Annotated in this window: 15 protein-coding genes; 8 read left to right on the plus strand and 7 right to left on the minus strand. The window is 64.4% G+C overall.

Annotation, left to right across the window (positions count from 1 at the left end; translation table 11 throughout):
• Nucleotides 1-40: 40 nt before the first annotated feature.
• Together MTX34_RS21715 and MTX34_RS21720 are read right to left on the minus strand one after the other, a co-directional pair.
• Nucleotides 41-328, minus strand: a complete 288-nt coding sequence (locus MTX34_RS21715; RefSeq protein WP_243610782.1) for a hypothetical protein — start codon at nucleotides 326-328, stop codon at nucleotides 41-43.
• Nucleotides 329-694: 366 nt separating this feature from the next.
• Nucleotides 695-1,447 carry an ArdC-like ssDNA-binding domain-containing protein gene (locus MTX34_RS21720; protein ID WP_374640266.1) on the minus strand — a complete coding sequence of 251 codons (753 nt, stop codon included), beginning with the start codon at nucleotides 1,445-1,447 and terminating at the stop codon, nucleotides 695-697.
• 142 nt (nucleotides 1,448-1,589) lie between these two features.
• On the opposite strand from MTX34_RS21720, the gene MTX34_RS21730 reads away from it, so the two are divergent.
• Nucleotides 1,590-1,913 (plus strand): hypothetical protein, encoded by a 324-nt coding sequence (locus MTX34_RS21730; protein ID WP_032364207.1) that lies wholly within the window; start codon nucleotides 1,590-1,592, stop codon nucleotides 1,911-1,913.
• Nucleotides 1,914-2,060: 147 nt separating this feature from the next.
• Complete coding sequence (locus MTX34_RS21735) at nucleotides 2,061-2,525, plus strand: VOC family protein (protein ID WP_068425809.1); 465 nt, start codon at nucleotides 2,061-2,063, stop codon at nucleotides 2,523-2,525.
• 24 nt (nucleotides 2,526-2,549) lie between these two features.
• Here MTX34_RS21735 and MTX34_RS21740 read toward each other — a convergent pair whose 3' ends face one another.
• Nucleotides 2,550-3,944, minus strand: a complete 1,395-nt coding sequence (locus MTX34_RS21740) for an MFS transporter (protein ID WP_032364251.1) — start codon at nucleotides 3,942-3,944, stop codon at nucleotides 2,550-2,552.
• Between the two features lie 85 nt (nucleotides 3,945-4,029).
• Between MTX34_RS21740 and MTX34_RS21745 the strand changes: the two genes are divergently transcribed.
• The 4 genes from MTX34_RS21745 (at nucleotide 4,030) to MTX34_RS21760 (ending at nucleotide 7,078) form a co-directional block, all read left to right on the plus strand.
• Nucleotides 4,030-4,614: a TetR/AcrR family transcriptional regulator gene (locus MTX34_RS21745; protein WP_032364206.1), complete on the plus strand. Its 585-nt coding sequence runs from the start codon at nucleotides 4,030-4,032 to the stop codon at nucleotides 4,612-4,614.
• Nucleotides 4,615-4,677: 63 nt separating this feature from the next.
• Nucleotides 4,678-5,895 carry an MFS transporter gene (locus MTX34_RS21750; RefSeq protein WP_243610784.1) on the plus strand — a complete coding sequence of 406 codons (1,218 nt, stop codon included), beginning with the start codon at nucleotides 4,678-4,680 and terminating at the stop codon, nucleotides 5,893-5,895.
• Nucleotides 5,896-5,946: 51 nt separating this feature from the next.
• Nucleotides 5,947-6,366 carry a DUF6153 family protein gene (locus MTX34_RS21755; RefSeq protein WP_032364204.1) on the plus strand — a complete coding sequence of 140 codons (420 nt, stop codon included), beginning with the start codon at nucleotides 5,947-5,949 and terminating at the stop codon, nucleotides 6,364-6,366.
• Nucleotides 6,367-6,451: 85 nt separating this feature from the next.
• Nucleotides 6,452-7,078 carry a DUF305 domain-containing protein gene (locus MTX34_RS21760; RefSeq protein ID WP_032364203.1) on the plus strand — a complete coding sequence of 209 codons (627 nt, stop codon included), beginning with the start codon at nucleotides 6,452-6,454 and terminating at the stop codon, nucleotides 7,076-7,078.
• 104 nt (nucleotides 7,079-7,182) lie between these two features.
• Here MTX34_RS21760 and MTX34_RS21765 read toward each other — a convergent pair whose 3' ends face one another.
• Both MTX34_RS21765 and MTX34_RS21770 read right to left on the minus strand, forming a co-directional pair.
• Nucleotides 7,183-9,351, minus strand: a complete 2,169-nt coding sequence (locus MTX34_RS21765) for a heavy metal translocating P-type ATPase (RefSeq protein WP_243610785.1) — start codon at nucleotides 9,349-9,351, stop codon at nucleotides 7,183-7,185.
• Between the two features lie 33 nt (nucleotides 9,352-9,384).
• Nucleotides 9,385-9,615, minus strand: coding sequence for a heavy-metal-associated domain-containing protein (locus MTX34_RS21770; RefSeq protein ID WP_032364250.1), 231 nt, complete (start codon nucleotides 9,613-9,615; stop codon nucleotides 9,385-9,387).
• Nucleotides 9,616-9,828: 213 nt separating this feature from the next.
• Here MTX34_RS21770 and MTX34_RS21775 point away from each other — a divergent pair, with 213 nt between their 5' ends.
• Nucleotides 9,829-10,941 (plus strand): tyrosine-type recombinase/integrase, encoded by a 1,113-nt coding sequence (locus MTX34_RS21775; protein ID WP_032405569.1) that lies wholly within the window; start codon nucleotides 9,829-9,831, stop codon nucleotides 10,939-10,941.
• A gap of 13 nt (nucleotides 10,942-10,954) precedes the next feature.
• Nucleotides 10,955-11,305 carry a helix-turn-helix transcriptional regulator gene (locus MTX34_RS21780; RefSeq protein ID WP_032364201.1) on the plus strand — a complete coding sequence of 117 codons (351 nt, stop codon included), beginning with the start codon at nucleotides 10,955-10,957 and terminating at the stop codon, nucleotides 11,303-11,305.
• A 1,372-nt stretch (nucleotides 11,306-12,677) separates the two neighbouring features.
• Here MTX34_RS21780 and MTX34_RS21785 read toward each other — a convergent pair.
• Together MTX34_RS21785 and MTX34_RS21790 are read right to left on the minus strand one after the other, a co-directional pair.
• On the minus strand, nucleotides 12,678-12,905 hold the full coding sequence (locus MTX34_RS21785) for a hypothetical protein (protein WP_032364199.1): 228 nt from the start codon (nucleotides 12,903-12,905) through the stop codon (nucleotides 12,678-12,680).
• A 1,145-nt stretch (nucleotides 12,906-14,050) separates the two neighbouring features.
• Entirely contained in the window at nucleotides 14,051-14,206 is a 156-nt protein-coding gene (locus MTX34_RS21790; protein WP_243610786.1) for a hypothetical protein, read from the minus strand.
• Between the last annotated feature and the right edge of the window lie 52 nt (nucleotides 14,207-14,258).

Genomic DNA, 14,258 nt, shown 5'->3' on the forward strand with positions numbered 1-14,258 from the left:
CCGGTGTTTTCTTGTTGTCCGGGCCTGTACGGGCCTGGGGCTACTTCTGGACGGTGGCTGCCTGGTGGTGGCCTTCGAGCCGTGCAGCGTGGATCTCGGCCTCACTGGCTCCGTTTTCGCGTGCGGTGCACGCCCAGAACGCGGCCCGCTCGAGGTGCGCGTCGACGGTGGTCGACTTCGCGTCCGCTGCGGCCCGGTTGACCTGCTCGGTGTAGGCGGTGACCTGCGCGAGTGCGTGGGTCTTGACCTGCCCCGGTACCTGACGGATCGCGGCCATGACTGCGATGCGCAGTCCCACCGTCCTCGGTCCTGTGATGGTGTCGTGCATGTCGCGTACTTCCCTTCTCAACTGGTGGCCTGACCCTTTGCCCTGCCACGTTTTTTCGCCGTTTCTGGCGTGAGGAGAGAAGTCAGCGCACGGGGACGACGGGGCAACCCCTCGTCTCGGACAGTTTTCGTGGGAGCGCAGCGACTGCTCGACGAAAAGTGTTCGGAGCCTTGGCCGTAGCGCAGCGGAGCGAGGGGTTGAGGCGGCGGCCACGGGTGATGAATGCTCGCCGGGAGCCAGAACCGCAGTGAAAAAACGTCTTCGCTCTTCCACGGTGCGGAGCGCAGCGGAGCTCGATTCGGTGGACACCGCAGGTGGCCTGATCCGCCGGCCGGAACATTTCGGCCGGCGAACCTCCCTGTGCACCTATGCGGCTTGCCCGGTCCCGGTGCCCTCGCCGTCGTCCGACTCGGCGGCGGCAGGATCGAGGGCGTCTGCCAACTCGTGGACGGCGGTCAGCACTGCTTTCGCGGTGGCGGTGACCTGCTCGAGATCTCCTGCTGCCCATCCGGCGATGTAGCCGACGCTGTAGGCGCTGGTGTCGAGTCCGAGCATCCCGGCCAGGACGTAGGCGACGGATTCGGCCTCGACCTCCATCCGGCCCCGGTGCAGGTCCTTTCGGGCTTCGGGGCCGATGAGGTCGGGTGCGTGCATGATCGCGTGCGCTGCCTCGTGGATCATCGTTTTCGCGGCCGCTGCGGGTTCGAGGGCTGCGTCGACGACGATCCGGTGGGAGCCGTCGGTGGTGGTGTAGCCGTTCGCGCTGCTGGGGATCGCCTCGCGGGTGACGGTCCAGCCGCGTCCGGTCATGATCGCGGCCACGCGGTCGTAGATCGCGTCCGGATCAGCGCCGGTGAGCAGCTGGGCGATTTTCTCGGGCTGCGGGTGTCCCTCGATCGGGTCGGTTTGGGAGTGGTCGAACACCGACAGAATCGGGAACGTGGGCACCTTGCGGGTCTCTTCGTCGCCGGTGTCGGGGTCGGTCTCGGTGACGGTGCGGGAGCTGTAGCCGTAGATCCGGATCGCCCTCTCGCCCTTACGGACCTGCCGTCCGCGTTGCTGCCAGGCACGGAATCCGGCGACCTGCGTTGCCTCGGGCTTCTGGGCGAGGATCAGCAGGACGTTGTTGAAGAAGGATGCGGAATAGCATCAGGTGCACGATCGCCGCCTCGCCCGTTGCAGCCGAAACGATCTCACCATGAACTGACCCCCGTTGTGGCCGCACCGGCACGCCATCCGATTCGAGGGCAGACTCGCTCGTATGAAGGTGGAGATCTTGTACTTCGACGGATGCCCGAACTGGCAGGAAGCTGCGGACCGGGTTCGTGCTGCAGCCAGCCTGATCGGACAGTCAGACATCGAGATCGGACACCGGCTGATCTCCTCCGACGCCGAGGCAGCGGCGTCGGCCTTCGCAGGCTCACCGACCATCCTCGTTGACGGCGTCGACGCCTTCGACGATGCCGTGCAACTGACCGAACTTGCCTGCCGCGTCTACTCGACCGACCGCGGCCTGGCGGGTCTGCCGACCGTCGACCAACTCGCCGCGTCGCTGCGATCCAAAGGCGAAGCGTTGCAACGATGAACGCAGCGAAGGGTCGCGTCACGCCGACCCTGTCGAACGCCGAGCGGTAGCGTCCGCGCGGCGACCGTGCACCTCGGCCCGCACGCACTCCCCGAAGGCACGGCAGCGTTCGCTTCCTCGTGCCGTTCATTGGCGTTAGTGTTGCCCATGCGTATGTCCAGAGCGGTCCCCGCACTGCCGGTACGGCACATCGAGACAGCAGTCGCTGTCTACACCCGCTCCTTGGGCTTCACGGCGCAGTACTCCGATCCCACCTTCGCCAAGCTCACTCGAGACGACGTCGAGATCCACCTGTGGGCCGCCGACGACGACAGCTGGAGCAGCCGGCCCGACACCGCACCCTGGCCTGTGTGCAGCGGAGCGGAGACCTTCCTCGCGGGAACGGCCAGTTGCCGCATCACCGTCGACGAGGTCACCGCGCTGTACGACGAACTCTCGCGCGCGGGCGTTCTGCACCCGGCAGACGCCGGCCACCCCGTCGCGACGGACTGGGGGACGATGGAATTCGCGTCCGTGGACGGAGACGGCAACCTGATCACGTTCTCCACGAACACTATCCGGACCGAGAGCTCATTCGTCGACGGTGACGGTGACGCTTTCACCACTTCCTGACCGGCGGTGCCTGGTTTTGCACGATCAGAGTGCGGGGCGTGGCGGGATGACGACGGCGGAGATCATTGCGGCCAGTGCAGCAGCGGCTGCGGCGAAGAGGAACGCGTGTTGGAACCCGGTGTCACCGCCACCCGCGACGAGGCTGAGTGCAGCGATGCTCGAGACGGTGGCCACGCCGATGGATGCACCGAATTCGTGGAAGGTGCTCAGCAGGCCGGATGCGATGCCGGCCTCCTCGGGGCCGATCTGTCCGAGCGCGGTGGCTGAGGCGACGACGAACAGCGCGCCGATACCGAATGCGCCGAAGCTGACGCCGATCGTGGTCGCCGCGGTGGTTGCCCACAGGGCTGGCACAAGTAATCCCAACGCTGCGATGAGCATCCCGGCGGTGCCGAGGATTCGTGCGCCCCAGCGGCCGATGAGGCGTCCGCCGAGGTTCGCTCCCGTCATCGTGGCCACGGCGATCGGTAGGAACAACAGTCCGGTCACGAGGGGGCCGTGCCCGGCGGATTGCTGAAAGTAGAAGGTGCCCAGGAAGAACACTGCGACCATCAGGGCTGTTGCGATCAGGATCACGAACACTCCGGCACCGACGGGACGTCGGCTGAGCAGTCCTAGGTTCATCAGCGGAGAGGACGCGGCCTGCTGTCGCCAGTAGAACAGCAGGTAGAGCGCTGCCGCTGCCCCGGCTGCGGTGAGGGTCTGCGGGTTGGTCCATCCGATTTCACCGGCGACGGTCAACGAGTAGATCGCCGATCCGGTCGCAGCGGTGACCAGCGCTGCACCGAGAATGTCGAGCGCGGGACGCGGCCCGGGAGCTGGGGCGAGGGGCGGAAGGACGCGCAGAAGGCCGAAAATGACGATCAGGCCGACCGGGATGTTGACGTAGAACACCCACGGCCATCCCGGTCCGGCGGTGATCAGGCCACCGAGCAGGACACCGACCGCCGCGCCGCCGCCGCCCAATGCCGACCAGATGCCCAGGGCGCGGTTGCGTTCGTCGCCGGCGAACAGGCGCACCACCACCGACAACGCCGCCGGTGAGAGCATCGCCGCGCCAATGCCTTGGACAATGCGGCCGCCGAGCAGGAACTCGGCATTGGCAGCCAGTCCGGCCGCTAGCGAGCCGGCGGTGAAGACGGCCAGGCCGGCGAAGACGATTGGTTTGGACCCGAACAGGTCCGCGCTACGCCCGCCGAGGAGCATCAAGCCGCCGAAGGTCAGGGTGTATGCGGCGACGACCCACGTGACCGCCTCCCGCGAGAGGGCCAGGTCCATGCCCATCTGCGGTAGCGCGATCGCGACCACTGTGACGTCGAGGATCAGCATGAACTGCGCTGTGCCCAGCAGGGCCAGTGCGAGCCATCGCTTCGGGTGAAGCCCTTCGCCCGCTTCCGGTGTCGTTTTCGACGTGGTCACCACTGCCTCCTAAGTTGTACATAGTTGTTTGAGTTGGACACTGGTACCGTAACTCATACAAACGTGTTCGGGAAGTGAGGGTTCTATGACGACCGATACGTCACAGGTAGGCGGTAAACGAGCCGACGCGGTGCGCAACGTCGAGCGCATCCTCGATGCTGCGATCGTCTGCCTGTCTCGGCGGCAGAACGCCACGATGAGCGATATCGCACGGGAAGCCGGTCTCGGGCGGGTGACGCTCTACGGTCACTTCGCTTCTCGCCCAGCGCTCATCGATGCCGTGGTGGCGCGTGTGATCGATCGCGGTGAGCAGACGTTGGCTGCGGTCGATCTGGGTGGGGATCCCCGAGAAGCGTTGTCCCGGCTCATTCACAGCAGCTGGGAGCTGGTGGACCGGTCACGATCGGTCATTGCCGCCGCCGAGGAAGAACTCCCCCCAGCGCGTATCCGCGAGCTTCACGACGGCCCCGCGAGCCGGGTCGAATCGTTGATCGAACGCGGACGCAGTGCAGGACTGTTTTCACGTGACATGCCCACCTCGTGGCAAGTCGCCGTGCTCCATCAGGTCCTTCACGGTGCCGGAGCCGAGATAGCAGCAGGGCGACTGGATTCGATGGACGCACCCGATCTGATCGTGAGGACCATCCTTGCTCTACTCGACACCCATTGAGGCTTGGGCGCACCACCTTCCGCTCGGTTGGTCGCACACCGTCGGTTCGGTCGGCGTAGATCGGTGAACCGCCGCCCTCGTTCACGCAAGACCTTGCCGTTACCTGTGGCGTTGTCGACGGCGGCGGGCGTCCTGGTTGTGTCGTTGTGGGCGAGCGGCGCGCCGTCGATGGTCTATCCGCTCTTAGCGGATCGGTGGCGCGTAGGTGAGGTCGTCACGACCGCGTTGTTCGCTACCTATCCGGTAGCGCTGGTTCTCGCTCTCGTTGCATGTGGGTCTCTCTCGGACTCGATCGGGCGACGCCGCGTACTGCTTGCCGGCGTCGGCATGGTCGCCGTCGGCACTGCGCTGTTCGTGGTCACAAGCGGTCTCGTCCCGATCTTCATCGGCCGCACTCTTCAAGGACTCGGGGTCGGTATCGCGATGAGTGCGGCCAGCGCCGCACTCGTCGAGTTCGCACCGCGCCGCACCGCGGCACTGTCCACTTCCGTCAATACGGCGGCGACGGCCAGCGGTACCGCACTCGCGCTCGTTGTCGGCGGTGCGCTCGTGCAGTACTCCGCCTTGCCCACCACGTTCCCGTTCGCCATCTTGCTCGGCGTGACGATTGCTCTGCTGCCGCTGGTGTGGTTCCTCCCCGAGGAGGCCACGCGCAGCAATGTTCGATGGCGGCCCAGTCGGGTGCGAGCACCCGCGAGAACTCGAATGCAGTTCGCCATCGGTGTTGCTTCCCTCACCGTGGCCTTCATGATGGGCGCGGTGTTCATCGGGCTCGGTGCGCAGATCGTGAGGGATCTCGTCGGTACCGTCGACGCTTTCGTCGCCGCGTGCGCACTTGCGTGTTGGGCTGTTGCCATCGTTCCCGCGTCCATCATCGCCCGCCGCGGTTCGCCGACGTCCGCATCTTTGGCCGGTTCGGTGCTTTCCGCCACCGGGTCTGTCAGCCTCGTCGCCGCAGCCAACGTGGACTTGCTCACAGTCTTCCTGCTCGCTGCGGTCATCAGTGGGGTGGGGTACGGCCTGATGTTCTACGGCGGGCTCGGGATGGTCGTCGCAGCCTCCGAGGCCGAGACGCGGGCCGCGACACTGTCGTTGATGTACTTGGTGGCGTACCTGTCGCAGGGTCTCACTGCGGTTGGGATCGGTGCGCTCGCAACCTTCTGGGGGCTCGACAGGGCGATCGTGGTGGCGATGCCGACGCTCGCAACACTCAGTGTCGCGAGCGGGGTGTTGGTTCACTGGTTCGCACGACCGAGAGCTGACGTCCGACTGGCCAGCTGAACGATGCACCGACGCTACCCCTGGGGGGTATGCCCTGTTACCGCCGAGAGCATGAACTCGACGATTCGTCGCACTCGACGGGGCACAGCCTCGGCGATCGGATTGTTGATTGCAGTGACGGTGTTCGGGGTGTTGTTGATGCATTCTGTGACACCGGCATCGTCGATGGCTGGCCCGATGTCGGAGTCGATGACCGGTGGTCATGCCGCGATGGCGTCGACAGCCCCGGGCAGTAGCTCGGCTTCGGTGATGTTCGGGGAACACGATTGTCCGTCGGCGCATCAGATGATGCATCCCTGTGTGGGAACTCCGGTGTCGTGGGCCGCGTTGTCCGTCCCGACGATGAGCACCGAGACAGGCCAGTCGCCGACAGCGGTGGACGGGATCGCCGGGCGCACAGACTCCATCCTGGAGCGCGCACCGCCGTGGACCTTGTGGGAGTTGGACAGATCGGTGACCTTGCGAGTGTGACAGGGAGCCCGGTAGACGCGCGTCGACCGGCGGACCGAAACACGTCACACACCCCTGATTGTCCACTCTTGCAAGGAGATTCCACATGCGTACCAAAGTCATGGCTTCACTCGCTGCTGCCGCCGCCAGCGCGTTCCTCGTCGTCGGCTGTAGCAACGACTCGACCGATTCGTCGATGGACGGGCATTCCATGGGCTCGATGTCCTCCGCACCGATGTCCTCGGCCCAAGCAAGCGCGTCCGCAGAGTTCAACGATGCCGACGTGATGTTCGCGCAGATGATGTATCCGCACCACGCACAAGCAGTCGAGATGGCCGACATGGCGAACGGCCGCACCGACAACCCGGACGTGCTGTCGCTGGCATCGGCGATCGCCGGCGCACAGCAGCCCGAGATGGACCAGATGACGGCATGGCTGACCGAGTGGGGCCAGCCCATGCCCGACATGGACATGAGTGACATGGGCGGGATGGACCACAGCTCTGGCAGCGGCATGATGACCGCTCAGGACATGGACGCGTTGATGGCAGCGTCGGGACCGGAATTCGACCGCCAGTGGTTGACGATGATGATCGCCCACCACACCGGTGCCATCGAGATGGCGAACACCGAAATCGCGGACGGTTCCAATCCTGACGCCCTGGAGATGGCACGCGCCATCGTCGCCACTCAGCAGCAGGAAATCGAGACCATGCAGCGGCTGCTCGGCTGACCCGGCCCGCCACACAACGATGGCCGCATCCTCTCCGGCGGAGAGGGTGCGGCCATCAGCGTTTCGCAGTCGTCAGGGCTGCGTTTCCGGTACGAGATCAGCTCTCACAGTGACGGTGTGCGCTGCGACGGAGGATTGGAACTCCCCTCGTTCAGCGCTCCGGCGATGGTGTCGGGCGTGAGGTCGAGTCGCCGGAGCAGCTGCGCGTTCGCGGCGACGATGATCGTCGACAGCGACATCAGGATCGCGCCGATGGACATGGGCAGTACGAACCCGACCGGTGCGAGCACTCCTGCCGCGAGTGGGACTGAGATGAGGTTGTATCCCGCTGCCCACCAGAGGTTTTGCTTCATCTTTCGGTACGAGGCGCGCGAGAGTTCGATTACCGACAGCACCGACCGCGGGTCGTCGCTGGCGAGGATCACTCCGGCCGATGCGATAGCGACGTCGGTGCCGGCCCCGATCGCGATACCGACATCGGCTTGCGCGAGCGCTGGGGCGTCGTTGACTCCGTCGCCGACCATCGCCACCGTACGTCCTTCGCCCTGGAGTGCAGCGACGGTGTGGGACTTGTCTTCCGGCTTCACCCCGGCGAAGTAGCGGTCCACACCGAGTTCGGTCGCGACGGACTTCGCGACGGCATCGGCATCACCGGTGATCATCACGACGGTGATTCCGCGGGCGTGGAGTGCATCGATCGCGGTGCGTGATTCTGACCGGATCTCGTCGGCGAGCGCGAGTGCACCGATCACGGCCCCGTCGGCGAGGACGTGCAGGATGATCGCCCCGTCACCGCGCCACCGGTCGGCGACGGCGAGTTCGGATCCGTGTTCCTGCTCGAGCAGCGCGGGCCCGCCGACCTGTACGCGGGTACCGTCGACATTCGCAGAGACCCCGACAGCGGGGGACGACTGGAAGTCAGTGGCCGCCGGGACGGTCAGGTTCCGTGATCGTGCGGCACCGATGATGGCGCGTGCGAGTGGGTGCTCTGAGTCGGCTTCTGCGGCAGCAGCCAAAGCGAGGACATTGTCGGCGGTGCGCCCGTTCGTCACCTCGATTGCGGTGACGGTGGGTTCACCCTTGGTGAGGGTCCCGGTCTTGTCGAAGAGCACGGTGTCCACTGTGCGCATGGTTTCGAGTGCGAGCCGGTCCTTGACCAGAACGCCGCCGCGGGCGGCGCGTTCGGTGGCGATGGAGACCACCAGCGGGATCGCGAGTCCGAGTGCGTGCGGGCAGGCGATGACCAGCACGGTGATGGTGCGGATGACGGCGTCGTCGGGCATCCCGACCAGGGTCCACACGGCGGCGGTGATGATCGCGGATCCGAGAGCGAACCAGAACAGCCAGCCGGCGGCGGTGTCGGCGATGCGCTGAGCGCGCGAGGTCGAGTTCTGGGCGTCGGCGACGAGCCGGCCGATGCCGGCGAGGGCGGTGTCCTCCCCTACTGCGGTGACCTGGATGCGCAGGCCGGAGTCGGTGGCGACAGTGCCGGCGACGACCTGGTCGCCGTCGCTGCGGCGGACGGTGCGTGATTCGCCGGTGATCATCGATTCGTCCATGCTCGCCGATCCGGAGACGATGGTGCCGTCCGCGGGTACGCGTCCGCCGGGGCGGACGACGACGAGATCACCGAGCTGCAGCTCGGCCGGGGATACCTGCACTACGTCGTCGCCGTCGACGCGTTCGGCGGTGTCCGGGAGCAGTGCTGCCAACGAGTCCAGGGCGGAGGTGGTCTGAGCGAGGGATCGCATTTCGATCCAGTGCCCGAGCAACATGATCACGATCAGCAGGGCAAGTTCCCACCAGAAGTCGAGCTGATGATCGAGCAGGCCGAGGCTCGCTCCCATCGACGCAATGAATGCGACGGTAATCGCGAGGGCGATGAGCAGCATCATTCCTGGTGCACGTGAACGGATTTCGCTGACTGCGCCGGTGAGGAACGGGGAACCGCCCCAGACATACATCACGGTGCCCAGTACCGGGGAGACCCACGCGATCCACGCTGCGTCGGGCAGCGAGTATCCGAGGAGCATCGCGAACATGTTCGAGGCAACGATCACCGGGACGGCGAGGACCAGCATGATCGCGAACAGGCGACGGAACATGCCGACGTGATCGCCGTGACCGGCATGGCCACCGTGCCCGGTATGGCCTTCGTGTTCAGTCTGCTCGCCGTGTCCGGTGTGGGCTGCGCTGTGTCCAGACGGGTCGTGGCCCGACTGTGTGCCCGCTGTCTCGGCCACGCCGACATCGGCGTGTGTGTGGTTGTTCATCGTGCGAATCCTTCTCTCCACCGAGTTCAGCGGCTACGCGGTGCGTGAATCTGCGGGTTGCGGTTCGGCTGTGTATCCGGCATCGCGAACGGCGGCGACGACCTGGGCGTGGTCGGGCTCATCGGCGCTTGTCACCGTCAGCGTCCCCGCCGACGCCGATGCTTCGACCGTGTCGACCCCGGCCACAGCACCGACTTCTTCCCGGACCGACGCCTCGCAGTGTCCGCAGGTCATGCCGGTGACTCGGTAATTCGTGGTGATCATGAGGTACTCCTTCATCTTGAGTGATACCCCCAGGGGGTATCTTGCGATGATTCGGACCATACCCCCTCCCCGTACCGTTGAAAAGGGGGCATCCATGTCACAACCGCCTACTTGCATCTGCGTCGATCTCCGGGGGCGGCCGCGGGCTCGTCGGCCATCAGCAGCTGAAGAGCATCACGTGAACATGCATCGAATGACTGTTACATTCATCCAGTGCCGGTCGACCCTGTTGCCAAAAAGCCCGCGTCCGACGCCAAAGGTTCCGCCGACCGCTTCCTCAGTGATGGCGTCGTATTACTGGTTCCGGAGGAAACGGTCCTGGAAGGAATGATCGACGGATGGGAGACGCAGCAACGTGCGCGGATGCTCGCAAACTTGACGATCGAGCGACGGACACAGATCGTGCGGAGGCTGGTCGCATTCACGAACGACTACCCCTGGAACTGGTCGTCGATGGACGTCGAGGAGTGGACCGCACATCTTGTCGATTCGGGGGTCGCTCACTCGACTGTGCGGCTCTACCAGATGGCCGCGTCGCTGTTCTGCGCCTACATCACTGATGTCCGATATCGGTGGGATGAAGTGTGTCAGCGATACTTTCGCGTTCACCCGGTGCAGGTTTTCCACGAATGGAACACCGTCGTCCACCGCGGGGAGTACGAAGGTCGACCAGGAAACCGGCCACTGACGAGGGACGAGTTACAGGCCTTCTTCGACTACTGCGATGAGCGGGTGAACCGGGTTGGGTTGTCCGGCCGCAAGGGATGGCTTGCCAGTTACCGAGACGCGACGTTGTTCAAGGTCATCTATGCCTGGGGGCTGCGTCGCCGCGAGGCAGCGATGTTGGACATCGTGGACTGGACCGCGAACTCCGCGGCCAAAGAGTTCGGCCGCCATGGCGCATTGTCGGTTCGCTACGGCAAAGCCCTCAATGGAGGGCCACCGCGCCGCCGAACGGTACTGACCACGATGGGGTGGGCCGCCGAAGCCGTCGCCGAGTGGGTCACCGAGATTCGGCCCCTGTACGACACCGACCATCTCGCCATGTGGCCGACAGAACGTCGGGCACGCGTCGGCACCGAGTCGATTTCGCACCGTTTCGCCGAGTACCGGGACGCAATCGGACTGGAGAAGCATCTCGGTCCGCACTGCCTACGGCACTCGTATGCGACACACCTACTCGAAGACGGTTTCGACCACCTGTTTGTTCAGCAACAACTCGGACACTCCTGGGGATCTACCACCGCGATCTACACCAGCGTCGGCACCGACTACAAGAACAATGCCCTCCGACGGGCATTGGACCGAGCGTTCACCGCAGAGTAGGACGGAGACAGGGATGCAACAGCCACGCTTGAACTACGACTGGCACCTACGCCGACTGTTGGCCGAGAGGGGAATATTCGCGACGACCGGTTTGGGACCGCTGCTTGCCGAGCGCGGGATCAGTTTGTCCGAAGCTCAGGTGTATCGCCTGGTCACTGGAACGCCGGAACGCCTCAGCCTGCGTACCCTCGCGGCGCTCTGCGACATACTCTCGTGCACACCGAACGATCTGATCGAACCAGTCGCCGAACGGGCGACGGTGCGAGCGACCGGTACAACTACCCATCGGCCCAAGACCGCAGCAACACCATCCGACGCGAAGACGCGCACACCACGGCGAGCGGAAATCAAACGTAAGAAGTGATCAATACTGTTTGTGTACTGTGCAATTCAGTCGTAGACCGCGTCCGGGTGTGCGACCGCTGCAGGAAAAGACGACGACAGCATCGCGGCGCGTGCACCGGCTGCACGAAACCCGACAAGCTGTTGGACGACAACGCATTATGCCGATGGTGTCGCGAGAAGGCGCAGCGAAGCTGCCCGCGGTGCCCCAGCGTCGGTCAGCCCCTGATCGCCATGGACGGCGAACGCATGTGCGCGCGATGCGCGCTCCGCTGCCACCTCGAGCACGTCTTACCACCGACTGCCGACGGGCTCCTGGAACCACTTCGTGACGCCATCATGCAGGCTGAACCGACGACCACACGGCGATGGCTGAACCGCAACACAGACCTATTGCGCGGCCTCCACGACGGCACCATTCCCCTCACGCACGAATCACTCGACCTGCTCCCTCGGCCCAAGTCGGTCGACTACCTCCGATCACTCCTCATCGCTACGGGCATCCTCGACCCCGACGTGCACCGTAGTCTCCGGCGGCTCGAGACGGAGCTCCCGCAACTCCTCAGCGGACTCGACACAGGCCATCGCAAGCTCGCTAGCCAGTGGACGCACTGGGCTGTACTGCCGCGTTTGCGCGGACTCGAAACGCACCGACCGATCGGCACCGCCGTACAGAACGCACGTTGCCAGATCCTCCAAGTCATTCAGTTCCTCAACACACTCGAACGACGAGGAACCGAGATGCCTCGATGTGCGCAATACGACATTGACGCCTGGTTCGCAGAGCCCGGTGCGTCCCGATGGCACATCCGCCCGTTTTTGACCTGGGCACAAAGAACACGGCACCTATCGAAAGAGATTGCCCTCCCGAAAGAGCGTCGAGCCCATGCAGAACTACCGACTGACGCCGAGGATCGCTGGCAGATCGGCCGGCGCCTTATCCACGACGAGTCACTCGACCCGGTAGATCGACTGGCCGGTGCGCTGGTCGCCCTCTACGCCCAGCCGCTACGGCGAATCGTCAGCCTCACCACAGCCGACGTGATTGCCACCGCGACGACCACAGGTCTACGACTCGGTCCCACCGACGTCCTCGACCTGCCAGATCCGTTCGCAGCCATCGCCCGAAATCTACCCCTCAAGCGGCGCACCGGAACTGCGGAACAACTACCTACGACATGGCTTTTCGCAGGTGGCCACGCAGGCAAACCGTTGAGTGCAACCAGTCTAGGAAACAGGTTGCGCGCCATTGGAATCGAGCCCCGAAAGCTACGACTGTCCGCCACCGCACAGCTAGCCCGTGAGCTCCCGCCGAGTGTGCTCGCGGGAATCCTAGGGCTCAACGCTCATACCGTCGCCAAACACACCTTCAAGACGAACGGCCAATGGGCAAACTACGCCGCCGACCGCCGACCCTGAGCGACGGCATTCGCACCCCCGAATACACCATCCCTGCCAGTGCTGTAGGAGTGGAACGAGGCCACGTGGTCGAGGTACGCGCGCCACGTGTCGGAGCTGGTCAGCTCGGCTACCTTGTCGGTGATCGAGGCGTGCAGTGATGCCGCCAGCTCGCGGCGTGCTTCGGCCTTGTCCGCTGTGCTGGTCTTGGTCCGTGATGCCATGACTGGCCCCTCTCCCTCGTGACCGGTCCCCCGGCCTGCTCTGCCAATTTCTTGTCGCCGTCATCTGGCGTGAGGAGAGACAGCAGCGCACGGGAACGACGGGGCAACCCCGCGGCCGGACAGTTTTCGTGGGAGCGCAGCGAGTACGGGACGAAAAGTGTTCGGAGCCTTCGGCCGTAGCGCAGCGGAGCGAGGAGTTGAGGCGGCGGGCACGGGTGATGCAGTATCGCCGGGAGCCAGATGTGCGACAAGAAATCGATGTCTTTCGCGGTGCGGAGCGCAGCGGAGTTCGGTTCGGTGGACGCCCGCAGGGTGGCCGGCACCGCCGGCAGGCGGAATGCGAGACCGCTCGTCGACGTCGGCGGGTGACCACCTCCCACCTGCGGAGCTGGCGCGGTGACTGTGCGGGAGCGACGGAGACCGGCCACGCTCGGTGTCGCGGCAGCTCGTAGACCCTGGATACATTTTTTGTCGAACATTTATCTATTCCGCGCAATTAATCGCGAATATTCGGAAATTAATCAGAGATATCCGCTGCTTTTAATCCGACAATAATTTGCGCTCGATAAGTGCGCAATTAAACTTATAAACCACTCTTGACCTGGGACTATGTGGCGACTTCGCTTTCTTCGAGAGGTTGCGAAACGGCCCTCTATGTGGGACCCTGATGGAGGCGAAGCAACCGCTGAGCCAAGATATCGAGAATCCAACCGAAAGGCCGATATGCCACACGTGTGCGCAAATCACTCCAACAACGGGACGGAATTTCACAACGAGAGGAAACTATTATGGCAGCAGAGAAGAATGATGGGTCCGAGACCGGGCGAGCAGGCTGGAGAGGATGGTCCGCGAGGTTCAAGGGTTCACGACCCGTGAGGACCTTGTCGACACTGGCGCAGGTGCACTGGCGGATTCAGCTGGTGTGCCACATGTTTGGTGTCGATGTGCCGTGGCAGGGTGACGAGGTTTCGTCTCCTGTGTGGGCAGTGCTGCTGGCGGTCTGGGATGTGGTGGGTCCGTGGGTTCACGGAGCCGTTGACTTGCTGATCGCTTGGTTGCAGTTGTTCTAAGGCTGATAAGTAGAAGCACCAGGATCCGGTGGCCGTTCACGGTCACCGGACTTTTGGTTGTAGGGGTTGGCAGATTCAGCAGTGTCGCGCGTGGCGGCTGCGGTCGTTGGCCGTGGCGTTCGGTTCCGATTGGGGCCGGGCGTTGTTCAGTTCCACGAGCGCGAGGAGTCGCGCTGTGTTCGCTGCGATCTCTGCTGGTAGCGGTGGGCCGGTGAGTGTTCTGATGCGCATGAGGGCGAGTATTGCAGTGGGGACCGACAGAGTCGTTCTCTCGCAACGCTTT

The sequence above is a fragment of the Rhodococcus sp. ARC_M5 genome (assembly GCF_022810405.1).
Classification (GTDB): Bacteria; Actinomycetota; Actinomycetes; order Mycobacteriales; family Mycobacteriaceae; genus Rhodococcoides; species Rhodococcoides navarretei.